This is a genomic window from Luteimonas fraxinea (genome assembly GCF_021233355.1).
GTDB classification, from domain to species: domain Bacteria; phylum Pseudomonadota; class Gammaproteobacteria; order Xanthomonadales; family Xanthomonadaceae; genus Luteimonas; species Luteimonas fraxinea.
This window is the reverse complement of sequence record NZ_CP089507.1, coordinates 1987998-2011598: the sequence shown is the minus strand read 5'-3', so window position 1 is coordinate 2011598 and position 23601 is coordinate 1987998. Positions and strand designations below refer to the sequence as shown.

Here is a 23601-nt window from a genome sequence, read left to right as displayed (position 1 = left end):
GTGGGACAGCCATGCCCTTTGGCGCGACAATGCCGGTCTCCCCGACGCCAAGGACCGCCCGCGCATGCCCAGCATTTCCCTGACCCGCCATCTGATCGAGGAACAGCGCTCGGGCCACGTGACCCCGGATCTGCGCCTGCTGCTGGAAGTCGTGGCACGCGCCTGCAAGCGGATCTCGGTGGCCGTGGGCAAGGGCGCGCTGGGCGATGTGCTGGGCGAGGCCGCAGCCGCTGGTGGCGGCGACAGCATCAACGTGCAGGGCGAGGCGCAGAAGAAGCTCGACGTGATCAGCAACGAGATCCTGCTCGAGGCCAACGCCTGGGGCGGCCATCTGGCGGCGTGCGCGTCGGAAGAGATGGAACATTCGCAGCAGATCCCCGACGCCTTCCCGCGCGGCAACTATCTGCTGGTGTTCGATCCCCTCGACGGCAGCTCCAACATCGACATCAACGCCAGCGTCGGCACGATCTTCTCGGTGCTGCGCTGTCCGGAAGGCGTCAGCGCCGCCGAAGACCACGACTTCCTGCAGGCCGGCAGCACCCAGGTCGCCGCCGGCTACTGCCTGTACGGCCCGAGCACGATGCTGGTGCTGACCATCGGCCACGGCACGCACGCGTTCACGCTGGATCGCGAGCAGGGCTCGTTCGTGCTGACGACGGGCCACATGCGCATTCCGGCGCAGACCCGCGAATTCGCGATCAACATGTCCAACCAGCGCCACTGGGAAGCGCCGACGCAGGCCTACGTCAACGATCTACTGGCGGGCAAGGACGGCCCGCGCGCCCAGGACTTCAACATGCGCTGGGTCGCGGCGATGGTGGGCGACGTGCATCGCATCCTGACCCGCGGCGGCATCTTCATCTATCCCTGGGACCGCAAGGACCCGGCCAAGCCCGGCAAGCTGCGGCTGATGTACGAAGCGAACCCGATGGCGATGCTGGTCGAACAGGCCGGCGGCGCCGCGACCAACGGCCGGACGCGCATCCTCGACATCGCCCCGACCTCGTTGCACCAGCGGGTGCCGGTGTTCCTCGGCTCCAAGGACGAAGTGGAGACCGCGACCCGCTACCACCTGCAGCACGACAGCGCCGCGGCATGAGCACGCCCGCCGATTTCATCGAAGTGACGCCCGGCGCGCTGTCGGCCGACGCCTGCGCGGCGATCGTCGCGCGGCTTCGGGCCAGCCCGGACCTGCACGCCGGCGAGATCGGCGGCGGCGTGTATCCCGAACTCAAGCGCAGCCGCGACCTGTCGATCAGCGAACGCGCCGACTGGGCCGACGTGGTGCAGCAGCTCAACGTCGCGGTCTACGCCGGCCTGATGGCCTACCTGCGCAGATATCCGCAGACGTTGATCGCCCCGCTGATGCTGCAGCAACCCGGCAACGACGGCGCGCTGCGCCGGCTGGAAGCCGACGATTTTGCATCAATGGACGACCAGCGTCTCGGCGGCCTGCTGCAGACCTGCCTGCGCCCGGGCACGATCAACCTGCAGTGGTACGCGGCCGGCGAGGGCGGTTACCCCTACTGGCACTGCGAGCTGTACCCGCGCGACGCCAGCGGCGAAACCCTGCACCGCCATCTGCTGTGGACGATCTACCTCAACGACGGCTTCGACGCCGGCGAAACCGAATTCCTGTTCCAGCAACGCAAGATCGCCCCGCGCACGGGTGACCTGCTGATCGCCCCGACCGCCTTCACCCATACCCATCGCGGTAACAGGCCGCAGAACGGTGACAAGTTCATCGCGACCAGCTGGATTCTGTTCCAGCGGGCGGAGGCGTTGTACGGGGGCGGATCTTGATCTGATCACCTCTCCCTCCGGGAGAGGTCGATGCGCACAGCGCGTCGGGTGAGGGTGCAGTTGCTCCGGCTTTGGCTTCCAGCTCTTGATCTAAATCGAGCCGTAAAGCGAGCCGAGCACCGGAGCTTGGCGTGGCCGTAGAGCAGCCCATGTCTGAGCGCAGCGAGTTTGGGCTGCGTGCCGCGTCAGGCGAGGAGCACAGGGCACCGATGCGGCTGTATCGCATCGGCTCGCGTCCGGCGAAGGGACCTTTTGGTTCCTTTTGGGTCCATCCAAAAGGGACTCGCACGCGCAGCGGGCGAAAGCCCTGCACTTGAGTGTGTCTTCGCTCGTCGCTTTGCGACGTTGATATTCGAAGCAAAGAATCAATCGCAGGAGCGAAGATCAAAGACAGGGCTTCCGCGCTGTCGCGCGGCTTACTTTTGTCTTGGCAAAAGTAAGCAAAACCGTCTTCGCCGGACGCGATCCGCCGCGATGAAGCCGCGGCGGTCCCCTGCGCTTCTCGGTCGACGGGGCACGCAGCCCAAACTCGCTGCGCTCAGACATGGGCTGCTCTTCGACCCCGCCGCCCTGCGATGCTCGGCTCGCTTTACGGCTTGATTGAGAGCAGGAGCCAGAGCAATACAAAGCCGAAGCAAAAACCAAGGCGAAAAGCGGTAGCACCTCTATGCCTGGATCTAAGCCCAAGGCGGCACACGGAGCAGGCGCCGCGCGCTAAGCACGCACCTCAGACGAGGCCGACCGCCTCAACGGTCGAAACCCCAGAACCTCAATCACCCCCGCGGGTGATTCAACACCAGCCAGTACAGCCCGATCTGCTTCACCACCTCGACGAACTTCTTGAAGTCCACCGGCTTGCGGATGTAGCTGTTGACGCCCAGCGCGTAGCTGGCTTCGACGTCGAAGGGCTCGGTGCTGGTGGTCAGCACGACGACCGGCAGGCCGCGGGTCGCGGGGTTGGCGCGCAGAGCCTGCAGGACTTCGCGGCCGTCGAGCTTGGGCAGGTTGAGATCGAGCAGCACGATCGACGGCAGGTCGGCTGCGTCGCGCGCCGCGTACTTGCCCTGTGCGAACAGGTAATCGAGCGCTTCGGCGCCGTCGCCGACCACGACCAGCTGGCTGTCGATGGCGGCTTCGGCGAAGGCGATGCGGGTCAGCTCGGCGTCGTCGGGGTTGTCCTCGATCAGCAGGATCGTGTGGTCGCTCATGGCGCGGCTGCGTCCTCGTCCGGCACCGCCGGCAGTTCGATGAAGAAGGTGGTGCCGGCGTCCGGTTCCGATTCCACGCGGATGTGTCCGCCCTGCGCGCGCGCCAGTTGCTGGGCGATGGCCAGGCCGAGGCCATGTCCGGCCCCGTCGTCGGCGCTGTGCAGGCGCCTGAACGGCACGAACAGTCGTTCAGCATAGCGCATGTCGAAACCGCGACCGGCGTCGCGCAGGCGCAGTTGCAGGCGGTCGCCGACGCGTTCGCCTTCGAGCGTGATGCGTACCGTGTCACGCTGCGCGGAGAACTTCCAGGCGTTGTGCAGCAGCTTGCCGAGCAGCTGCTTGAGCGCGTGCTCGTCGCCCCAGGCCCACAGGTCCGGCGCGATCTGGATCTCGGTGGCGCGGCCCGGATCGGTGTCCTGCAGTTCGGCGCAGATCCAGTCGCCGAGCAGGCTGACGTCGACGGCGGCAGCCGCGCGTGGCGGGCGCGAGGCGCGCATGGTTTCGAGCAGGGCGTCGATCAGGCCACCGGCGTGACCCGATGCCTGCTGGATGCGCTGCAGATGGTCGCGGGCGGTCTGCGGATCGGCGGTGCCGTCCTGGGCCAACAGGCGGCGCGCGAACTGTTCGATCGCGCGCACCGGCGCGCGCAGTTCGTGCGAGATGCCGAAGGCCAGGGTTTCCTGCTGGGCTTCGAGGCGCTTCAGCGCGGTGTCGTCGTGCAGCTGCAGCAGCGCGGTGCCGTCGGCCAGCGGGCGCAAAGTCAGGCGCAGATGGCGGCCGGTCGCGTCATCCGGAACGGCGACATCGCGCAGGGTCTCATCGGCAACCGGCAGCTGGGCCAGCGCGGCATCGATGCGCGCGGCAAGCGCCGGCAGACGTTCTCGATGCGCGGCGTGGCCGACCAGCGCGGCGGGGGCCACGCCCCAGAGATCACCCAGCGCCGCATTCGCACGCAGCCAGTTCCCGTCCGCCGCGAGCACGGCGAGGCCGTTCGGCAGCTGGTCGATCAGGTCCACGGAGGCGCCGGCTTCGGCAGCGTTCCGCAGTGGCGCGGCATCGGACATTACGACGGAAGGTCTCGAAGGGACCGCGCAGTGTAGGAGACGCCCGCGTCGATGCGAGGTGCAGACGAGGTGAATGCGTGCCTAGAACAGCTCGCCCTGTGGCGTCTGGGGGCGCAGTGGCGCGAACAGGTCGGTCCGCAGCGGCGGCAGACGCGCGAAGCCGAGCGTGCGTCGCGCCCGGGCGAAGCGGGCGGCGATCAGATCGGCGAACGGCCCTTGCCCGCGCATGCGATGGCCGAAGGTGCTGTCATAGTCGCGCCCGCCATGCAGCTGCTGCAGCAGGCTCATGACGTGGGCGGCGCGCTCGGGGTAGTGCAGCTGCAGCCACTCGCGCCAGACCGCCTTGAGCTCGTTCGGCAACCGCAGCAGCACGTAGCCGGCGCTCCCGGCACCGGCCTCGCGCGCGGCGGCGAGGATCGCTTCGAGTTCCGAGTCGCTGATCGCCGGCACCACAGGCGCCACGATCACGCCGACCGGCACGCCGGCCTCGTGCAGCGCGCGCATCGCCCGCAGCCGCGCGTGCGGGGCGGCGGCGCGCGGCTCCATGCGGGCCGAGAGGCGGTTGTCGAGCGAGGTCACCGAGAAGTGCACCGTGACCAGACCGTCGGCCGCCATCGGCGCCAGCAGGTCGAGGTCGCGCACCACGTTGGCGCTCTTGGTGACGATGCTGAAAGGGTGCCGCGCCTCGGCCATGACCTCGATCAGCGACCGGGTCAGCCCGTAGCGGCGTTCGATCGGCTGGTAGCCGTCGGTATTGATGCCCAGCGCGATCGGCGAACAGACATAGCCAGGGCGGGCGAACTCGGCGCGCAGGCGCTCGGCGGCGTTGGTCTTGGCGAACAGCCGGGTCTCGAAGTCCAGCCCGGGCGACAGGTCCAGATAGGCGTGCGAGGGCCGGGCGAAGCAGTACACGCAGCCATGCTCGCAGCCGCGATACGGATTGACCGACTGCGAGAAGCTGATATCGGGCGAAGTGTTGCGGCTGACGATGCTGCGCGCGCGCTCTTCGGTGACGACGGTCGCCGGCGAGATCGCGTCGTCCTGCAGGCTTTGCAGCGCGTCCCAGCCGTCGTCCTCGGCGATCGCGGATCGCTTTTCGAAACGCCCGGCGACCCACGACGCACTGCCGCGGCCTTTCAGGGCGACGGAAACGGGGGGCGGCGCGCGAGAACTCATGCGGGCAGTGTCGCCGGTGGCCGTCTCAACCCCTGCGACCCGGGCCCACGTGAATACGCGTGCGATGTCTGTCCGCCCCCGGACGCTCCCGGCGTTGGACGGACTGACACTCGGGGCATCGAATGGAGAGGGGGCATGTCTGACCGTTTCGCGCCGGCGTTGGCCGGTCCGTCCGCACGGCTGCGCGGGGCTGCGCCATGGCATCGATGACGGCGCCGCGCGTACAACGCTGCGCGGTCTGGTTCGGCACCCCGGGCCCACGCGAAGAAGCCGTGTTCGCGGCCAGCGGCTGGCACCTGCGCGTGGCCTGTCCGGAAGTCAGCGTCCAAGTCGGCATGCGCGGCGGCGATCAGGTGATCGCGATCGTCGACCTGCGCGGCGCGGATGCGGTGCGCCTGGCCACATTCGAACGGATCCTCGCCGAGCACGCCGACCTGCCGAGCCTGGCGCTGGTCGACGACACCGTCGATGCGAGCGATCCGGTCTGCCTGCGCGTGCTGGCGCGCTGTGGTGGACGCCTGCCGCAGCCGCTCGATCCGCAGCGCCTCGATGCCGCGCTTGCCACCTTGTTGACCAGCCCGCGGCGCGACATCGCCAGCGTCGGCGGCGAGAGCGCGGTGATGCTCGGCGTGCGCGCCCTGCTGCACCGCTACGCCGACGTCGAACTGCCGGTGCTGATCACCGGCGAGTCCGGCACCGGCAAGGAACTCGCGGCGCATGCCCTGCACGATCTGTCCGGCCGGCGCGCGCGTCCGTTCGTGGCGATGAACTGCGGCGCGATCTCGCCGACGCTGGTGCAGTCGGAACTGTTCGGCCACGAACGCGGCGCGTTCACCGGCGCGGCGACGCGGCGCATGGGTCTGTTCGAATCGGCCGATGGCGGCACCGTGTTTCTCGACGAGATCGGTGATCTGCCGCTCGATGCGCAGACCAATCTGCTACGGGTGCTACAGGAAGGCACGATCGAGCGCGTCGGCAGCAATCACGCGATCCGCGTCGACGTGCGCGTGCTCGCCGCGACCCACGTGGATCTGGAAGCGGCGATCGCTGCCGGCCGGTTCCGTCAGGATCTGTACTACCGCCTCGATGTATTGCGGCTGCAACTGCCGCCGCTGCGTGCGCGCGGCGCCGATGTCGAACTGCTCGCGCGCCAGTTCCTGGATGAATTCCGCGCGGGTCATTCCGTGCAGGCGCGCGGTTTCAGCGCGGCCGCGCGGCAATGCCTGCGCCAGCATGCGTGGCCGGGCAATGTGCGCGAACTGCTCAACCGCGTGCGTCGCGCCGCGGTGGTCGCCGAGCACGCGCTGATCGAACCGGCGGACCTGCAACTCGGCGCGAACGCGCAGGTGGTCGCACTCGATCATCATCGCGATCGCACCGAACACGACGCCCTGGTCGACGCGCTGCGCGCGACCGGCTGCAACGTCAGCGCCAGCGCGCGTCGGCTCAGCGTGTCGCGTGTGACGATCTACCGGCTGTGTCGCAAGCACGGCGTGTCGCTCGAGGCGTTCCGCTGACACCACGGACTGTGTGAAGCCGCACCGCAGGATGGGCAGAGCGTAGCGACATCCATCGCGTGGTCGCGATGTCGACGCATACGCCGATCACGCGCGTGCCTGCGATCGATCCGACCGAGGCCTGATCGCGCATAGACGATGGGTTTTGCTGCGCTCTAGCCATCCTATGAAGCGGGCTGCGAAGCACGCGCCCTACAGCGCGTAGGGCACCTTCACCGTCAGATTGAAGTCCGGCGCATCCGGGGTCAGGCCGATACCGAGTACGCCGACGAAGGTCGCGTTCGGTGTCATCGCGTGGGTCACGCCCAGGCTCATCGTCGCGGCATTCGCATCGCTGCCGATGAGCTTCATCCAGTCGGCACCTTCGTAGCGCGTGCGCGCGCGTGCGTTGAGGCGATCGCTGAAGGAGATGCTCAGGCTGGTGCGTTCGTTGAACGCGAACGCGACGCCGGCGCCGAAGTAGAACGCATCGCCCAGCTCGACACGACCGGGATTCGTCGTGTCCGGATTGTTGTCGAGATCGCCGAAGTCCTTGCCGAACGAACGCACGTAACCGACGTTGCCGAACAGGATCGCCGGGTCGGTGGTCTTGACCGCCGACAGGCCCACGGTCGCCTGCCACAGACCGTTGCCGGTGGGCTGTTCCTCGGGCACCGCGAAGCGGATGAAGTTGTCGGAGTCGCGTTCGAGCACGCGCCACGGAATGCCGTAGGGCTCTCGGCCGGTCGGCGCGGTGACGCCTACATTGAGCACGGTCTCCGGCCAGGGGCCGCGTTCGCCGAACAGTTTCCAGTTCGCGCTGGCGCTGATGTCGCCCAGGCCGTGGCCGTCGGTTTCTTCCTGTGCGATCGCTGCCGCAGCACCACCGGCGCCGCCCTTCTGGTAAACGGTCTTGCGCGCGATGTAGGGCACGTCGAGGTTCAAGCTCAGGCGCGGGCTGACGCCCCAGCGCGCAGCGAAGTTGTAGTTCACCGTGTCGGACTCGACGTTCTCGATCGCGATGTTGCCGAGAAAGATCGCGTCCAGCGCGAGGAAGCCGTTGAGCGTGACCTGCTTGCGGTCGTAGCGGTTGTAGCTGATGCCGTTCTCGAGCGTGAGCCGGCGATTGAACAGCGCGGTGCTCTGCTGTTTGACGTCGGCGACGCTGCGCGAGTCGGTGTCCTGGGCGCGCTGCGCGTCTTCGGCGGTGCTGGCGTAGCCTTCGTCGCCGCGCGATGCCGGCGCCGCGGCCGCGTTGGCCGGCAACGGTGGCGGACTGGACGATGCCATCGACGACACCGGCGCAGGCGCGCCCGGTTGCGCCGCCATCTGCGGCGCGTCACGCGGTGCGATGGCCGGTGCCACGCCCGCGACGCGCGCCTGCAGCGCCTGGATCTGCATGTCCAGTTCGCGCAGCCGGCGCACTTCCTGCGCGTAGTCCTGCTTCAGCGACTGCAGCTCCTGCAGCAACTGCTGCATGCGCGCGCGGTCCTCGGCGGTGATCTGCCCGGCGTCCTGCGCCATGCCGATCGACGGGCACAGCAGTGCCAGTCCCAGCGCGAGGGCCAATGGCCGTCGCGCGCATGTCGGTGTCGATTTCAAGGTGCCCCTCCCGCATCGACGCGTGTCTGTGCCTGTTTCAGATGCCGCCGGCACGTGTCATGCCGATCGCCTGGATCAGGTTCTGGTGGATGGTCTGGCTGGACGGCACCGACTGGCGCACGAGATCCAGCTGCAACTGGTTGCCGACCGCCTGGCCGTTGCCGGCGAGCTGGATGCTCTGGCCGATCGAACCTGCATCGATCCACTGCTCGGCGGCGCCCTGACCGGCCACCTGCAGCAGGATCCGTACGCCGCCGTCCTCGAGCGACGCGCGTGCATGCGCGCCGTTGAGCGTCATGTCGGCGACCGTCGTGCTGCTGGTGTTCGCGGCCGCGACGGGAACCTCGCCATCGCGCACCTGCAGCGACATGCCGTTGCGCGCGATGTTGCCATCGCCGGCGACCTGCACGCTCTGCACGAGTCCGCCGACATCGGCGAGGCCGGATGCGTCCACTTCGCCGGTGCCCGCAGTCGCGGCCAGTGCCGGCGTCTGCTCGGTGATGGTGACGCTGGGCTGGAAGCTGACTTCCGGCTTCGCGCCGCGCAGATCGAAGCCCAGCTTCACCGCGCTCTGGATCGATTGGCCGGCACTGGTGACCCAGTTCGACACCATGGTCACGCCGAACCAGGCGACGCGGTTGTCGCCGACGATGTAGCGGCCACGCATCGCGCCGAGTTCGCTATCGGGAATTTCGCGCAGGCCACTGGCGTGCGTCGATGTCGTGTCGTCGCTGGACCACGCCGGCGCGACGCTCGCGCCTAGGGCGATGGCCACCAGCCATGTCGTGTAGTTACGCATCTCATGTCTCCTGTCAGAACAGGTCCGCGTGGCTGAAGCCGAAATCCAGCAGCTCGGCATCGGTCACCGGTCCCTGACGCGCGAACAACCGCTTCGCGCTCGGGCGCTCGACCGGCTGCAGCAGCGCGGTCGAACGGTCGAAGTCACTTCCTATGACGATAAAAATGGCCCGCGACGGCCGCGACTCGAGAAACTCCGCCATCGGCACACTGCGGTTGCCGAGGATCGGGTCGGCGACTTCCGCGTAGTCGCCGCTGATCTGCTTGAGCACGACGAAGTGGCGGAAGCCGCGCACGTCCATCAGCACTAGGCCCGGCACCCGCAGCGCGCGCAGCCGGTCTTCCTCGATGCGATACCCGCGACCGCGCATGCCCAGCGATTCCACGTAGCGCTTGATGTCCAGCAGCGAGAAGCCGCGTGCCTGCACGACTTGCGGATCGGCCAGGCCCATCATTCCTTCGATGACGGTCGCCTCGTCGACATCGAGCCGGTAGGCGAACTTGAGCACCGTCGCCAATGCGGCAGCGCCGCAGCTGTAATCGGTGTGCTGGCGCACGATGTTGCGGTAGCGCGCCTCGCGCATGCTTTCCACGTTGACCGGCATCACCGCGCCATTGGGCAGGATGCCCTGGAAGGCCACGTCGGCCGCCCGCACGGGGCTGGCCAGCGCGAGCAAGGCCACTGCGATGCCGGAAAGACTGCGGATCATTGCGTTCGACTCCTGATGCGCGTTGCGCGCATCGCGTGTCTTCCATTGCCGGACCTGACACCAGCCTCCGGCAATGGAAGCCACGACCTTCGAAAGGAAGGCCCCGCGCCACGGGGCATGTGGCGCGGGGCTTCCGGGAGAAGCCCGGTCTGGGGGCAGACCGGACGTCACACCTCGTGGGCGCTTACTCGCCGCCACCACCGCCCGGAGGCGGGGCCGCTGCGCCCGGCTGCGCGACCGCCATCGACAGGCTGTTGGCCTGCAGATTGCCGGTACCCGCCGCCACGTTCACACCGATGTTGCCCGAGGCCGCGCTGAAGGCGCTGCCCGACAGGCTGGCATCGTTGGTTGCCGCAACCGACACCCACTGGGTCGTGCTGATCTCGCCGCTGAGCGACGCTTCCAGCTCGGTGTAGCCCAGTTCGATGAAGGCCAGTTCGCCGGATTCGGAACCCTCGTAAGAGCCTTCCGAGTCGGTGTCGAACGCCAGTCCGCCGATACCCGGACGGCCCGGATTCTCGATCGCACCCTGGCTGTCGTTGTCGTAGTCCGCATGGCCGATGACCGGGCCGTTCGGATGGTTCTCGCCCTGCCACATGTCGGCGTAGAAGTTCGACTGCTGATAGGCGTTGCCGGTCGACTCTGTGGTGCCGCTGGTGCTGCCTTCGTAGCCGCCGTAGCCGACCGCGATCGAGCCGCCGCTGAGCGTGCCGCTCATCGTCATTTCGGTGCTGTCAGTGAAGGACTCGTAGCTGCCGGCGTTCGACGTCATGTTGCCCGACGAGGCCTGGTTGGAGCTGACGCTGGCCTGCGCATAGGCAGCGGTGGCGACCGAAGCGGCCATCGCGTTCTTCTGCGCATTGTTGTTGCCCGAGGCGATGTTGACGCCGATGTTGCCGGTCGCCGCCGAGAACGCATTGCCGCCGAGGCTGGCCGCGTTGGTCACGCCTTCATTCATCGTGATGTTGCCGCTGCCGGTCTGGTTCACGAACACTTCGGCGTCGGCGAGACCGAACGCGAAGCCCGCGTCGGCGGCCGACAGCGCCGCAGCGTTGTCCTGCACGTTGTTGTCGCCAGCGGCGACGTTGAACAGCAGGTTGCCCGACGCTTCCGAGCCCACGTCGTCGGCGATGCCGGCGGTGTTCTCGACCACTTCGTTGAGGCCGAGGTTGCCGCTGACCGACTGGCGGTTGTCGACGACGGCGATCGCAGCCGAGTCGAGATCGATGCTGCCGGTGATCGTCGGGTCGCCGGTGAAGGCGATGTCCGAGCTCAGCGACAGATCCTTCTCGAGGTTCACCGACACGCCGTGTTCGTTGCGCTCGCGACGCACGTCGGAGCTCACGTTCTCGGTGCGATCGATGTTCTCGTACACCTGGTTGGTGCGGATGCGATGGGCCTCGTCGAGGCTCTGGTCGACCTGCTGGTTGACCTCGCGGTTGAACGCGTCGTTGACGCTGATGTCGTAGGCCTCGGTCAGGCTGCGATCGACGGTCTCGGTCAGGCTCTGGTCCACCGACTGGTTCACGTCGATGTTGTAGGACTCGGTGAGGCTCTGATCGATGGTCTGGGTCCAGTCCTGGGTCTGGTTGACCGTCGTGTTGACCTCGGTATTGGTGTTGGTGACGTTGGTTTCGTAATTGCGGGTGTCGTCGACAGTGATGTCGTGATCGATGACGGTCCAGTCGTAGTAGGTCTGCGCCTGGGCTGTGCCGACACCGGCAGCGCTGACGGCAATCGCCAGCAGGGTGGTCTTGATGGTCTTCATGTCTGTGATCTCTCTCTCGTCTGCTCTCGTGGAGTTCCCGTTGAAGTGCCCGGTCACGGCCCCGCCTGGATCGACATCGCCAGCGTGTTGCCGGTGTCGTTCCCGGATCCCGCGACCTGGTTGAGCTGCAACACACCTTCGAAGCCCTGCAGCGCAGTGGACTCGACGGACGCCACGCGACGATTCGATGTCGCGCCCCCGTGTTCGAAACCGTGCTGTTGCCCCGCCGACGCGAACGCCGCCGACAGCGAGCTGTCGTCGTCGCTTTCGCGTATGCCCTGTTGCGCCAGTGCGAGCGACACCGCGTTGAACGACGCGTTGCCGGCTCCACTGGCCTGATTGATCGATGCGATGCCCGACGCGCCAGCAAGCGTGTTGCCGGCGATGACGGCCGTGGCCGTATCGGGTGAGGTCGCGAAGTCGCGACGGCGCGACTGGCGCACGTCGACATCGGCGATCGCATGCGTGCCGACCGCGATCGCACGCAGGTTCGCCTGCTGGTTGAGATCGCCGGCGGCGACGTTGATCGCGATCGCGCCGGACGCGCCGGTGAACGCGTTGCCGTCCACGCGCGATTGCGTGAGGTAGCCGAGCATCGCCGGGTAGTCGTCCGCGGCGAGCACCGGCGCGGCGGCGAGCAGGCCCAGCGCGAGGCAGGTGGCGATGCGGATCACGGCCCGCCTCCATTCGCCGGCTGGGCGAACGGCATCTGCGACAGCGCGCCGGTGATCTGGCTGCCGATGCCGCGGGTTGCGCCAGTGACCATGCCCGAGACACCGCCGGTCGCGGCGCCGAGCGTGCCGGCGCCCTGGATGCCGCTGGCGTCGCGTGCATTCGCGCCGCCGCCGAGCGTGCCGGTCAACACGCGCGTCACTGGCGCGGCGATACCGCCGTCGCCACGCATCGCGCCCTGCACCTGGTTGCCGGTGTCGAGCGAAAGGAAGTCGGCGTCGCTCAGTTCACCGCCGGGCAGCGACGGCATCAGCTGCCGGTTCGGTGTCGGGTCGACGATCAGGCCGATGCCCGGGGGCGCCTGGCGCACCGCATGGCGGGCGCTGACGTCGCGCAGCAACACCATCTCGCCGGGCGTCGGCTGCACGCCGGCGCGCGCACCGGCGGCGTGCGCCGTGCCTGCGGCCAGTGCGAGGCACGGCAGCAGCAGGATCAGGCCCGTCTGGATTGGATGGCGCATCGTCGTCTCCCGGTTCTTCAGCGAGGGAGTCAACGCAGAGCGCGTGCCAAGTCTTTTTATCCTTGCAGATCAATCGCTTGCATCTTTCGAGGCAGAATGGCGCCGGGGATAGCGTCGCCAGCTGTTACAGCAGCCAAGGGTCGCGGACGCCTTAAACCGCGCCATGGCGCGGCTGCACGGGTGTTGCACGGATGCAACACCCCCGTGTCACACGTCACAGCGCGTTGACGACGACGCGTTCGGCGTAGTGCGCCGCTACCCTGTGCGCGGCGCGATCGGCGCCGTCGTCGAGTCCTCCATGTCCGCAACCCTGCAGCGCGCCTGGGAGTCGTTCGCGACCATGCCGCACCTCGTGACGCTGCTGACCGTGGGCTGGGCGCTGTATCTGGTGGTGCTGGGCATGTGGATCGTGCTGCAGAAGCGCGAGCCGGTCGCGACGCTGAGCTGGCTGCTGGGTCTCGCCCTGCTGCCGTACGTGGGCTTTCTGGTCTATCACGTGTTCGGACCGCAGAAGATCCGCCGCAACCGTCTGCGCCGCAGCCACAGCCGCGCGTCGATGCGCAGCACGCAGATCGAAGCCGAAGAGGGCGAGGCCGCCGAACTCGTTCGACTGGGACAGGCGACGACCGGATTGCCGGCGACATCCTCGGCCGAAGTCGAACTGCTGGTCGACGGCGCGGCGAAGTACACCGCGCTGCTCGCAGACATCGCGCGCGCCGAACACCACGTGCATCTCGAGTACTACATCTACGAACCCGACACGACTGGCGCCGCGCTGCGCGATGCACTGGTCGAACGCGCGCGCGCCGGTGTGCACGTGCGCGTGCTGCTCGACTTCGTGGGCTCGAAGGCCTCGCGCAAGTTCTTCGCTCCGCTGCTCGACGCCGGCGGCGAACTCGCCTGGTTCCATCCGATGCGCTTCGGGCGCATCTGGCGGCGGCCGTGGACCAACCTGCGCACGCATCGCAAGATCGTCGTGATCGACGGCCGCATCGGCTACACCGGCGGCATGAACATCACCGACGAGCAAGACGAGCGCCTGCGCAGCGATGCGTATCGCGATCTGCACATGCGTCTGGTCGGCAAGTCGGTGCGCGTGCTGCAGCTGGTGTTCGCCGAGGACTGGGCCTACGCCACCGGCCGACGCGATTTTCTCGCCGACGTCGAACGGCAGACGCCGCCCGCCGATGCCGGTCCGATCCGCACCCAGGTGCTGACTTCGGGCCCGGATTCGAACTGGGAAGCGATCCATCGCGCGCACGTCGGCGCGATCCACGCCGCGAAACACCGCGTCTGGATGACCACGCCGTACTTCGTGCCTGGCGAGGCCGCGATGATGGCGCTGACCTCGGCCGCACTCGCCGGACTCGACGTGCGCCTGCTGGTGCCGAAGACCAGCGACTCGAAGCTGGTGACGCTGGCCGCGCGTTCCTACTTCGGCCAGCTGCTGGTCGCGGGCGTGAAGATCTACGAGTACCGTTCGCGCCTGCTGCACAGCAAGACGCTGCTGGTCGACGACCATCTCGCCCTGATCGGCAGCGCCAACTTCGACCACCGCAGCTTCCGGCTCAACTTCGAGGTCTCGGTGCTGTTCGACGACCCCGGCATGGCGGCGGCGCTCGCGCAGTACATCGAACGCGAGTTCGCCAATGCCCCGCGCGTCCAGCGCGGCCGCCACCGCCCGCTGCTGAGCGCACGCCTGCCCGAAGCCCTCGCCCGGCTGTGCTCGCCGCTGCTGTAGGGCGACGCTGAAACATTCGTCATTCCCGCGAAGGCGGGAATCCAGCGTTTTTCTGTTGAATGGCTGGCAAGTCACTGGATTCCCGCCTTCGCGGGAATGACGGGCAAAGACGGGGTTGATCGGCCTTGTCCTAGGCTTCTGACCGCGGATCGCTACTATCTGCGGCCGCAAAAAGCGTGAAGCGCAGCGACGGCGATCGTATTCGCCATTCGCGGTGCACAAGGTACGGACGGATCGGGGAACGCCGTCGGCCGCTGGAAAATCGCCGCCCTTGGTTCCGCATCCGCCCGATCACGGCAAGGCCGCGATGCGATTCATTGCGCTTGAACGGTCCTCCGCACCATGACGCCGTGCCCGACGCTTCGAAAAGCCATCACTTGGGACACGCCCGCAAGACGCGCTGCGTCCATCGCGCCAGTGGCGCGTTCGTCGCTGCGGAGTACATGGCAACGCCGGTTCCGGCCGGCGACTGGTTTAGACTCGCGGACACGTCAGGCGGAGCCCGTCCCATGCCCTGGTTGTTCCTGTTGCTCGCGCTCGGCGCGGTCGTCATCGCGTTCACCACCACGTCGGTCCCGCTCGCGGCGATCGCGCTGGTGCTGTCGCTCGTGTTCGTCGTGATCGGTGTGCTCGGCCTGCTGGCGCAACGCGTCGGCAACCAGAGCCGCAGCGAAGCGATGATGGTCGACCCGGCGGAACTGCGTCGTCTGCGCGAACAGGCCGATGCCCGCCGCGCGGCCGCGACATCGCCGGTCGACGATCCGGCCCGCACGCCACCCGCCGGTCCGTGACCCGGCTCAGTGTCAACGTCAACAAGATCGCGGTGCTGCGCAATTCGCGCGGCGGCCGCGATCCCGAGGTCGTGCGCGCGGCACGTGCGTGTCTCGACGCCGGCGCGCACGGCATCACCGTGCATCCGCGGCCCGATGCCCGGCATATCCGCGCGGACGACGTGCGTGCACTGGCAAAACTGACGGCAGAGCGCGGCGTCGAGTTCAACATCGAAGGCAACCCGTTCGCGCCACCGCGCGACGGGTATCCGGGGCTGCTCGCGCTGTGCGAAGACACACGTCCGGCGCAGGTCACCCTGGTGCCCGACGGCGACGCACAGCTCACCTCGGACCACGGCTTCGATTTCGCACGCGAGCGCGACGCGCTGATTCCGCTGGTCGCTGCATTCCGCGATCTCGGCTGCCGCGTCAGCCTGTTCGCCGATGCCGGCGCCGACATCGAAGCCGCGCGCGCCAGCGGCGCCGATCGCATCGAGCTCTACACCGGTCCGTGGGCCGAAGCCTTCGACGCGGGCACGCCGGAAACGGCCCTGCCCGCATTCGTGACGACCGCGCGCCAAGCACACGCCGCGGGACTCGGCGTCAACGCCGGCCATGATCTGAGCCAGGCCAATCTCGGTGCGTTTCTAGCGGCGCTCGGCGGTATCGACGAAGTCTCGATCGGCCACGCGCTGATCGGTGAGGCCTTGTACGACGGCCTCGACACGACGGTACGTCGCTATCTCGCGATCACCGACGCGGTGGCCGCACGCGCCTGATCCACGTGTTCGATCCGATCGCCTGATCGCAACACACCGCTCCCGCTGATTTTCAGCGCAGCGGCTCCACGCCGTCTCTTGATTCCGACAGCAGAACGATGCGCGTCCACGCGCGTCGGATCCATCGCATTCGTGCGTTGACTCCATGTCACGAGTCATGGGATCGCACAAAAAAACGCCGCCCGAGGGCGGCGTTCAAATCACTGCATCGATCACCGGCGCGTGCTGCAGGCCCGCGCCGATGTTTGTCGCGTATTACTGAGCCGCCACGAAGCCGATCTTCTGCATCTGCGCGTTCTTCGCTTCCGCCAACACCTTGGCCAGCACGCCGTAATCGGCGTCGCCGCTGGTGTCGATCTCGAGCGTCGGCTGATTGGTCGGGTCACGCTGGACTTCCGACTCCATCATGTTGCGCAGTGCCGAGACTGGCGTCGGACTGTCGTTCCAGAAGATCTGGCCCGAACCGTCGATGCGCAGCCGGATCGGCTCCGGTGGTTCCACCGGATTCTCCGGCGGCGTCGTCGAACGCTGCGGGAGATCGATGTCGATTGGATAGGAAGCCTTCGGCGCCGTCACCATGAAGATGATCAGCAGCACCAACATCACGTCGCAGAGCGGAATGATGTTGATGTCGGCCATCGGGCCTTCGCCACCGGATGAAAATGCCATGCGTGTTGCTCCGGTTTACCTGTTTTCGACCGTGGCGATGAAGCCAACCTTGCGCATGCCTTGGGCTTGCGCAGTGTTGACGACCTCGTTGACCGTCCGGTACTTCGTCGTCGAGTCGCCACGGATGTTGACCGGCGGCTGCGGCGTCTTCTGGGCCTCGACCGAGAAAGCGCTCTCCAGCAGCTGGAGCGTCACCGGCTCGTCGTTGAGGTAGATGTCACCGGTTTCGGTGACCGCTACCGTCAGCGGCGTCGGGCCTGGTGCGTTTTCCGGCCGCTCGTCGAGGTTAGCTTCCGGCAACTCGACCTGCACCTTGTGCGCCATCAGTGGTGCCGTGACCATGAAGATGATCAGCAGCACCAGCATGACGTCGACAAGCGGGACGATGTTGATCGTGGCGTTGACCTTGTCGTTGCCACCACCTGAGCTGAAAGCCATATCTGAACTCCGTTGTCGCTACTGACGTGCGCGCTTCTTAGACCTTGGCCGGAGCCGGCGTCTCGCCGACGCGCGAACCGGTGGCGAAGAAGTCGTGCAGATCGTGCGCGAAGGTGTCGAGCTTGTTGTTCGTACCGCGGTTCAGACGGACGAAGAAATTGTAGCCGAGCACTGCCGGGATCGCGACGCCCAGACCGATGGCGGTCATGATCAGCGCTTCGCCGACGGGACCAGCCACTGCGCCGATGTCGGCCTGGCCGCTGGCACCGATGCGGATCAGGGCGCGATAGATGCCCCACACCGTACCGAGCAGACCCACGAACGGCGCGGTCGCACCGACGGTGGCGAGAACGGTCAGACCGTCTTCGAGCTTCAGCGATTCGCGGGTCACGGCCTGACGCAGGGCGCGATCGACGAATTCCGAACGGTTGAGCGACTCGACCAGACGCGAACCTTCATGACGCTGGTGATGCGCGGCGGCCTGTGCGGCGTCGAGGGCGACCTTCGAGAAGGGCTCGCTCTTCGGCTGCTCTTCCATGAAGCGGATCGCGTCCTGCGCGTTCGGGGTTTCCCAGAACGTGTTGATCACGCGATCGGTGCTGCCCTTCAGGCGCGCAGCCTTGATGGCGTTGAAAATGATCCAGAAGATCGACATGGCCGACATCACGATCAGAACGATGAGCACGGTCCAGTTGACCGCGTCCATGTGCTCGATCATGTCAGCGAAGCCCATCGACTCCAGACCGGCAGCGTTGGACACAGCGGCGTTGGTGGTTTCCTGCAGCATGACGCTTACCTTCTAGATGTAGTGGTTTGAAGAGTGGAACGTTGACGCGTAAGTGTCGACGTTTCGAAGAACGCCGGTGTATCGGATACAGCGGAATCGATCAGCCGAGGTTGAAGTCGACCGGAACGCGGACGCGACCTGCGGCCGGCTGGCCATTCGACATGGCCGGTGCGAATGACCACTTGCGTGCGGCTTCGATCGCAGCGCGGTCGAGATCACGATTGCGGCTGGACTTCTCGACCGACACGTTGGTGACGTTGCCGTTGGCGTCGACGTCGATGACCAGGATCACCGTGCCCTCGATCTGCGCGCGTGCAGCGGCAGGCGGGTAACGCGGCGGATTCATGTTCTTCGACGAGATGTCGACGCTGGCGCCGATATCGGCAGACGGTGCAGGCGGCGACGGCGGTGCGGGCGGCGGAGCCGGCGTATCCATCGGCGACGGATCGTCGAACACGACCGGCGGCGATTCCGGCGGCGGCGGCACCGGTGTCGGACGCGGCGGGGTCAGTTCCTTGATCGGCGTCGGCTTAGGCGGTTCCGGCGGCGGCGGCGGCGGCGGGGGCGGCGGCGGTGGCGGTTCGATGATCACGACACGCGTGGCCGCTTCTTCCTGCGCTGCAGCGTTCGGCGGATTGACGGGCGCGAGCAGCAGCATGATCGCAGCGGCGTGGAACGCGACCACCATCGTGAAGCCGGCGATGCGGCCCCAGTTCAGGCCCTCGTCTTCGTCGTTCCTGTCGGTCGTCGTCGAGCGTTGCGTCATGCGGAGAACTCTGGTGAGGCCGGGGCCGAAACCCCGGTGGAAAAGTTGAACTGCCAACCTGTTCGGTCGGCAGGAACCCTAAAGCTTATACCAATCCAAGTGGCCAGTACCATCCGTAATTCCGGCAACTTTTTTTTAACGACCCGAGATGATGCGCTCGGCGTCTGTGTTGGATTTCAAGCCCTTTGCAATGGCCTGACGCGCCGCTTCCTTCGCTTCGTCCGCACGCCCTTCCTGGTGCAGCACGCGTGCGAGATTGAGGTACGTATCGCCGTTCTCCGCGAGCGGTGCGGCCTTGCGCCATGCAGCGATCGCAGGTTCGATCTGCTCACTGAAATAGTTTGCCTGACCGAGTGCCGCCATCGTGCGGTAATCCTCCTTGAGGATGTTCTTCTGCAGGCCTTCGTTGATCACCGCGATCGCTTCGCGTTCCTTGTTCTCGCTGTTGAGATACAGCGCGTAGAGGTTGCGGTACTCGCTCTCTTCGGTGAGCTGACCCGCTGCGCGCAGACGCTCGAACACTTCGATCGCCTTGTCGTTCTGATCGGTCTGCAGATACGACACCGCGAGATTGACCTGCGAACGTTTGTCGTCCGGCGTCGCCTGTGCGACCTGTTCGGCGAGACGCGTAGCTTCGGCGCTGTTGCCCGATTCGGCGTAGGACGCCATCAGAATCTGCTGCCACTGCGGATCGACTTCACCGCCCGCATCGACCAGCGGCTTGAGCGTCGCGATCGCCTCCGGATAGCGCTCGAGGCGATAGAGCAGATTGCCCTTGAGCGCCTGGTCCTTGGGATCGGTCGAACCCGACTCGGTGATGTAGCGGTCGAGCGACGCGAGCGCCTGGTCGTACTTGTCGTCCTGCGCCTGCAGCTGCGAGACGATCAGCATCGCCTGGAAGTGGTTGTTGTTGTCGAGACCGCCGGTTTCGATCGCCTGGTTGAGATAGGCGATCGCGCGATCATTGTCCTCGTTGAGGAGCAGCTGGCCGGCGAGCAGGCCCGCCATCGACTTGTCGTAGGTGTTCGCGGCGTCATTGGCGAGGATCTCGTCGGCGACCGGCAGACCCTTCGCCGCGTCGGACGCATTGCTCGCTTCAGAGAGCGTATTGAGCTGTTTGAGCAGACGCTGGCTGGCGGACACGCCCGGCTCCTGGCGGCTGCTGTTGGGATATAGCGCCTCGGCCTTCTGCGGCGCCTGACGCGAGCTGCGGCGCTCGCTGCGATCGGCGCTGCGCGAAGAACGGTCGGCGCGGCTGCTGCGGTCGCTGCCTTCGTCCTGCGCGAGCGCCATCGACGGCGCCGCGAATGCGAGCAGAGCAGTGGTCAGGGCAGCGGCGAGCGCCTGCTGGGACATGCGGGACTTCGACATGGAACACCTCGATTGGCAGGTGGCCCGCGGTACGCCGGGGGCCGGAGTCTGGATACGGCGATTATCGCCCGATGGTTGCGGAGATGCGTGCAGGCGCGAGTGAAACGCGCTCAACCGCAGCGCGGACGTTTGCCTGCGGCCTGCGCCTGCTCGTAGGTCGGTACGAGGCTCGCCGCGCGCGTCTGCAGTTCGCTGATGCGGTTCTCGGGATTGGGATGCGTCGACAGCCACTGCGGCGGACGGCTGCCGCCGCTGGCCGCGATCATGTTCTGCCACAGGCCGACGGCCGCGCGCGGATCGAACCCGGCCTTGGCCATCAGATCCTGACCGACGACGTCCGCCTCGGTCTCCTGCGTGCGCGTGCCGGGCAGCAGGAACGTCGTCTGCAGCGCGGCACCGCCGAGCTGGTTCGCCGACTGCTGCGCGCCTTCGCCGTAGCGCGAGCCCAGCGCAGCGCCCGCGACGCCCAGCAGACCCTGCGCGCCCATCTGGCGGGTGATGCGTTCGTCGTGGTGGTTGGCGTAGACGTGGCCGATCTCGTGCGCGATCACCGCGGCCAGCTGGTCCTGGTTCTGCGCGACCTTGAGGATGCCAGTGTGCACACCGACCTTGCCGCCCGGCAGCGCGAACGCGTTCGGGTTGTCGTCGACGAACACCACCGATTCCCAGTTGAGCTGCTGCCAGTTGGCCGGCAGTTCGCGGACGATGTCGGTGACGATGCAGCGCACATAGGCCTGCTGCTTCGCATCGGTCGAGGCGCGCATCTGGGTCTTGGTCTCGGCGAATGCCTGCTCGCCCATCTGGTTGAGCTGGGCCTGTGAGACGGCGCCGACGTACTGGGTACGTCCGGTCGGGGACGTGGTGGTCGCACAGCCGGCAAGCAACACAGCCGCAGCGAGCGCCGCGATAGGCGTTTTCATGAGGAGACCCCTGTTCAAGAACCCACGTTTTAGAACGACGTGGATTAACGCGCCGTCAACCGCGGCCTCCATACGGAGGCGCACGGTCCGGCGGACACGACGGTTCAGACGTCGAGATTGGCGACCTTGAGCGCGTTGTCGTCGATGAATGCGCGACGCGGCTCGACGACATCGCCCATCAGCGTGCTGAAGATCTCGTCCGCGGCCACCGCGTCTTCGATCCGCACCTGCAGCAGGCGACGGGTGTCCGGGTTCACCGTGGTGTCCCAGAGCTGCTCGGGATTCATTTCGCCAAGACCCTTGAAGCGCTGGATCTGGCGGCCGCGCTTGGCCTCCTCGAGCAACCAGGCCTGCGCCTCGGCAAAGGACTTCACCGGCTGCGCGCGGTTGCCGCGGACGATCTGCGCGCCATCGCGGATCAGGCCGTGCAGCTCGCGCGCGGCCTCGCCGATGGTGCGGAGCTCGCCGCTTTCCAGCGTGGCGAGCGGGACCAACTGCGTGACATCGAGGCCCATGTGCTGGCGGTCGATGGTCAGCACGGGGCCGCGCGCTTCGGTGGCCGGCTGCACCGCGAACTTGAAGCGCGGGCGCCCCAGACCCTTCTGGTTCAGACGAGCCTCGAGCGCACGCAGCGCGGTGTCGATCTCGGCATCGCTACCGGACGCGATCGGCGCGACGTCGAGCAGCAGCTCCATGACGGCCGGATCGTAGCGGTGCGCGTTGCGGGCGATCGTGTCCTTGGCCGCGGCGAAGGTCAGCAGCAGCTTCTCCAGCGCGGCACCTTCGATCGCGGGCTCGCCCACGGCCGGCGTCAGCGCGGCGCCTTCGACGGCGTTGCCGGCGAGGTAGACGTCGAGCGCGGCATCGTCCTTGAGGTAGAGCTCGTTCTTGCCCTGCTTGATCTTGTACAGCGGCGGCAGGCCGATGTAGACGTAGCCGCGCTCGATCAGCTCCGGCATCTGCCGGTAGAAGAACGTCAGCAGCAGCGTGCGGATGTGCGATCCGTCCACATCGGCGTCGGTCATGATGATGATGCGGTGGTAGCGCAGCTTGTCCGGGTTGTACTCGTCCTTGCCGATGCCGGTACCGAGCGCGGTGATCAGCGTGCCGACCTCGGCGCTGGCGAGCATGCGGTCGAAGCGTGCACGCTCGACGTTGAGGATCTTGCCGCGCAGCGGCAGCACCGCCTGGTTCTTGCGGTTGCGTCCCTGCTTGGCGGAGCCGCCCGCCGAGTCACCCTCGACGATGAAGAGTTCCGACAACGCCGGATCCTTCTCCTGGCAGTCGGCCAGCTTGCCCGGCAGGCCGGCGATGTCGAGCGCACCCTTGCGGCGCGTCAGGTCGCGCGCCTTGCGCGCGGCCTCGCGGGCACGGGCGGCGTCGACGATCTTGCCGGCGATCGCGCGGGCTTCGTTCGGGTTCTCGTCGAGGAATTCCTGCAGGCGCTGGCCGAAGGCACTCTCGACCACCGGGCGGACCTCGGAGGACACCAGCTTTTCCTTGGTCTGCGAGGAGAAGCTCGGATCCGGCACCTTGACCGACAGCACCGCGATCATGCCTTCGCGCATGTCGTCGCCCGACAGCGCCACCTTGGCCTGCTTGGCGATGCCGTTGCGTTCGATGTAGTTGGTCAGCGTGCGCGTCAGCGCGGCGCGGAAGCCGATCAGATGGGTGCCGCCATCCTTCTGCGGAATGTTGTTGGTGAAGCAGAACATCGTTTCCTGGTAGGCGTCGGTCCACTGCAGGGCGACGTCGACCGTGATGCCGTTCTGCTCGCCGGTCACCGAGATCACGTTCGGGTGCAGCGGCGTCTTGAGCTGGGCCAGATGCTCGACGAACGAGCGGATGCCGCCTTCGTACTCGAACAGGTCGCGACGGCCGTCGCCGCGCAGGTCGACGAGGTTGATCTTGACGCCGGAATTCAGGAACGACAGCTCGCGCAGGCGGCGGGCCAGGATGTCGTAGTGGAAGGTGACGTCGGAGAACGTCGCCACGGCAGGCCAGAAACGCAGCAGCGTGCCGCGCTTGGTGGACGGCTCGCCGCGCTCGACCGGCGACACCGCCTCGCCCATCGCGTATTCCTGATGGTGGTGAAAGCCGTCACGCCAGATGTCGAGGGTGAGCTTCTCGCTCAGCGCGTTGACCACCGAAACACCGACGCCGTGCAGGCCGCCCGAAACCTTGTAGCTGTTGTCGTCGAACTTACCGCCGGCATGGAGCTGGGTCATGATGACCTCGGCCGCCGAGATCCCTTCTTCCTTGTGGATGTCGACCGGAATACCGCGGCCGTTGTCCGACACCGACACCGAGCCGTCTTCATGGATGGTCACCACGATGTCGTCAGCGTGGCCGGCCAGCGCCTCGTCGATCGAGTTGTCGACGACTTCGAAGACCATGTGGTGCAGGCCGGTGCCGTCGTGCACGTCGCCGATGTACATGCCGGGACGCTTGCGCACGGCCTCGAGGCCACGCAGGACGGTGATTCGGCTGGAATCGTAATCGGAATTGGCGGGGGCGCCGCTGGAGATCGTCTCGTCGCTCAT

At 67.0% G+C, this 23601-nt stretch carries 22 protein-coding genes; 6 read left to right on the top strand and 16 right to left on the bottom strand.

The window, feature by feature from the left end; all coding sequences use genetic code 11:
• Positions 1–64 precede the first annotated feature (64 nt).
• Positions 65–1099 carry a class 1 fructose-bisphosphatase gene (locus LU699_RS08970; RefSeq protein WP_232136613.1) on the top strand — a complete coding sequence of 345 codons (1035 nt, stop codon included), beginning with the start codon at positions 65–67 and terminating at the stop codon, positions 1097–1099.
• The gene (locus LU699_RS08965; protein WP_232136612.1) at positions 1096–1803 is read left to right on the top strand and encodes a 2OG-Fe(II) oxygenase; all 708 of its coding nucleotides are present in this window, start codon (positions 1096–1098) and stop codon (positions 1801–1803) included. Before LU699_RS08970 ends, LU699_RS08965 begins: the two co-directional genes overlap by 4 nt.
• Positions 1804–2576: 773 nt before the next feature.
• Here LU699_RS08965 and LU699_RS08960 read toward each other — a convergent pair.
• From LU699_RS08960 to LU699_RS08950, 3 genes are all read right to left on the bottom strand, one after another.
• Positions 2577–3011, bottom strand: coding sequence for a response regulator (locus LU699_RS08960; RefSeq protein WP_159681218.1), 435 nt, complete (start codon positions 3009–3011; stop codon positions 2577–2579).
• On the bottom strand, positions 3008–4075 hold the full coding sequence (locus LU699_RS08955; RefSeq protein WP_232136611.1) for an ATP-binding protein: 1068 nt from the start codon (positions 4073–4075) through the stop codon (positions 3008–3010). The genes LU699_RS08960 and LU699_RS08955 overlap by 4 nt, the downstream gene beginning before the upstream one ends.
• 81 nt (positions 4076–4156) lie before the next feature.
• Positions 4157–5251 carry a PA0069 family radical SAM protein gene (locus LU699_RS08950; protein WP_232148307.1) on the bottom strand — a complete coding sequence of 365 codons (1095 nt, stop codon included), beginning with the start codon at positions 5249–5251 and terminating at the stop codon, positions 4157–4159.
• Between the two features lie 197 nt (positions 5252–5448).
• Here LU699_RS08950 and LU699_RS08945 point away from each other — a divergent pair, with 197 nt between their 5' ends.
• The gene (locus LU699_RS08945) at positions 5449–6768 is read left to right on the top strand and encodes a sigma-54 interaction domain-containing protein (RefSeq protein WP_232136609.1); all 1320 of its coding nucleotides are present in this window, start codon (positions 5449–5451) and stop codon (positions 6766–6768) included.
• 192 nt (positions 6769–6960) lie between these two features.
• Here the strand turns inward: LU699_RS08945 and LU699_RS08940 are convergent, their stop codons facing one another.
• From LU699_RS08940 to LU699_RS08915, 6 genes are all read right to left on the bottom strand, one after another.
• A complete protein-coding gene (locus LU699_RS08940) occupies positions 6961–8271 on the bottom strand; it encodes a transporter family protein (RefSeq protein WP_327058760.1) in 1311 nt (436 codons plus the stop codon).
• 115 nt (positions 8272–8386) lie between these two features.
• Complete coding sequence (locus tag LU699_RS08935) at positions 8387–9148, bottom strand: hypothetical protein (protein WP_232136607.1); 762 nt, start codon at positions 9146–9148, stop codon at positions 8387–8389.
• Between the two features lie 13 nt (positions 9149–9161).
• Complete coding sequence (locus tag LU699_RS08930; protein ID WP_232580560.1) at positions 9162–9857, bottom strand: C39 family peptidase; 696 nt, start codon at positions 9855–9857, stop codon at positions 9162–9164.
• A 184-nt stretch (positions 9858–10041) separates the two neighbouring features.
• Positions 10042–11625 carry an adhesin gene (locus LU699_RS08925; protein WP_232136605.1) on the bottom strand — a complete coding sequence of 528 codons (1584 nt, stop codon included), beginning with the start codon at positions 11623–11625 and terminating at the stop codon, positions 10042–10044.
• A 53-nt stretch (positions 11626–11678) separates the two neighbouring features.
• Entirely contained in the window at positions 11679–12296 is a 618-nt protein-coding gene (locus LU699_RS08920) for a hypothetical protein (protein ID WP_232136850.1), read from the bottom strand.
• A complete protein-coding gene (locus tag LU699_RS08915) occupies positions 12296–12817 on the bottom strand; it encodes a hypothetical protein (RefSeq protein ID WP_232136604.1) in 522 nt (173 codons plus the stop codon). Before LU699_RS08915 ends, LU699_RS08920 begins: the two co-directional genes overlap by 1 nt.
• A 298-nt stretch (positions 12818–13115) precedes the next feature.
• Between LU699_RS08915 and cls the strand changes: the two genes are divergently transcribed.
• The 3 genes from cls to LU699_RS08900 all read left to right on the top strand — a co-directional run bounded on the left by cls (position 13116) and on the right by LU699_RS08900 (position 16107).
• Positions 13116–14558: a cardiolipin synthase gene (gene cls, locus LU699_RS08910; RefSeq protein WP_232136603.1), complete on the top strand. Its 1443-nt coding sequence runs from the start codon at positions 13116–13118 to the stop codon at positions 14556–14558.
• Positions 14559–15067: 509 nt separating this feature from the next.
• Positions 15068–15349 carry a hypothetical protein gene (locus LU699_RS08905; protein WP_232136602.1) on the top strand — a complete coding sequence of 94 codons (282 nt, stop codon included), beginning with the start codon at positions 15068–15070 and terminating at the stop codon, positions 15347–15349.
• On the top strand, positions 15346–16107 hold the full coding sequence (locus LU699_RS08900) for a pyridoxine 5'-phosphate synthase (RefSeq protein WP_232136601.1): 762 nt from the start codon (positions 15346–15348) through the stop codon (positions 16105–16107). The genes LU699_RS08905 and LU699_RS08900 overlap by 4 nt, the downstream gene beginning before the upstream one ends.
• 255 nt (positions 16108–16362) lie before the next feature.
• Here LU699_RS08900 and LU699_RS08895 read toward each other — a convergent pair whose 3' ends face one another.
• From LU699_RS08895 to gyrB, 7 genes are all read right to left on the bottom strand, one after another.
• Positions 16363–16776 carry an ExbD/TolR family protein gene (locus tag LU699_RS08895; RefSeq protein WP_232136600.1) on the bottom strand — a complete coding sequence of 138 codons (414 nt, stop codon included), beginning with the start codon at positions 16774–16776 and terminating at the stop codon, positions 16363–16365.
• 15 nt (positions 16777–16791) lie between these two features.
• On the bottom strand, positions 16792–17214 hold the full coding sequence (locus tag LU699_RS08890) for an ExbD/TolR family protein (protein ID WP_232136599.1): 423 nt from the start codon (positions 17212–17214) through the stop codon (positions 16792–16794).
• A 37-nt stretch (positions 17215–17251) separates the two neighbouring features.
• A complete protein-coding gene (locus LU699_RS08885) occupies positions 17252–18001 on the bottom strand; it encodes a MotA/TolQ/ExbB proton channel family protein (RefSeq protein WP_425491058.1) in 750 nt (249 codons plus the stop codon).
• Positions 18002–18101: 100 nt separating this feature from the next.
• Positions 18102–18767 carry an energy transducer TonB gene (locus LU699_RS08880; RefSeq protein WP_232136598.1) on the bottom strand — a complete coding sequence of 222 codons (666 nt, stop codon included), beginning with the start codon at positions 18765–18767 and terminating at the stop codon, positions 18102–18104.
• A 135-nt stretch (positions 18768–18902) separates the two neighbouring features.
• Entirely contained in the window at positions 18903–20138 is a 1236-nt protein-coding gene (locus tag LU699_RS08875) for a tetratricopeptide repeat protein (protein ID WP_232136596.1), read from the bottom strand.
• 110 nt (positions 20139–20248) lie between these two features.
• Positions 20249–21058 carry a M48 family metallopeptidase gene (locus LU699_RS08870; RefSeq protein WP_232136595.1) on the bottom strand — a complete coding sequence of 270 codons (810 nt, stop codon included), beginning with the start codon at positions 21056–21058 and terminating at the stop codon, positions 20249–20251.
• Between the two features lie 104 nt (positions 21059–21162).
• On the bottom strand, positions 21163–23601 hold the full coding sequence (gene gyrB, locus LU699_RS08865) for a DNA topoisomerase (ATP-hydrolyzing) subunit B (RefSeq protein WP_232136594.1): 2439 nt from the start codon (positions 23599–23601) through the stop codon (positions 21163–21165).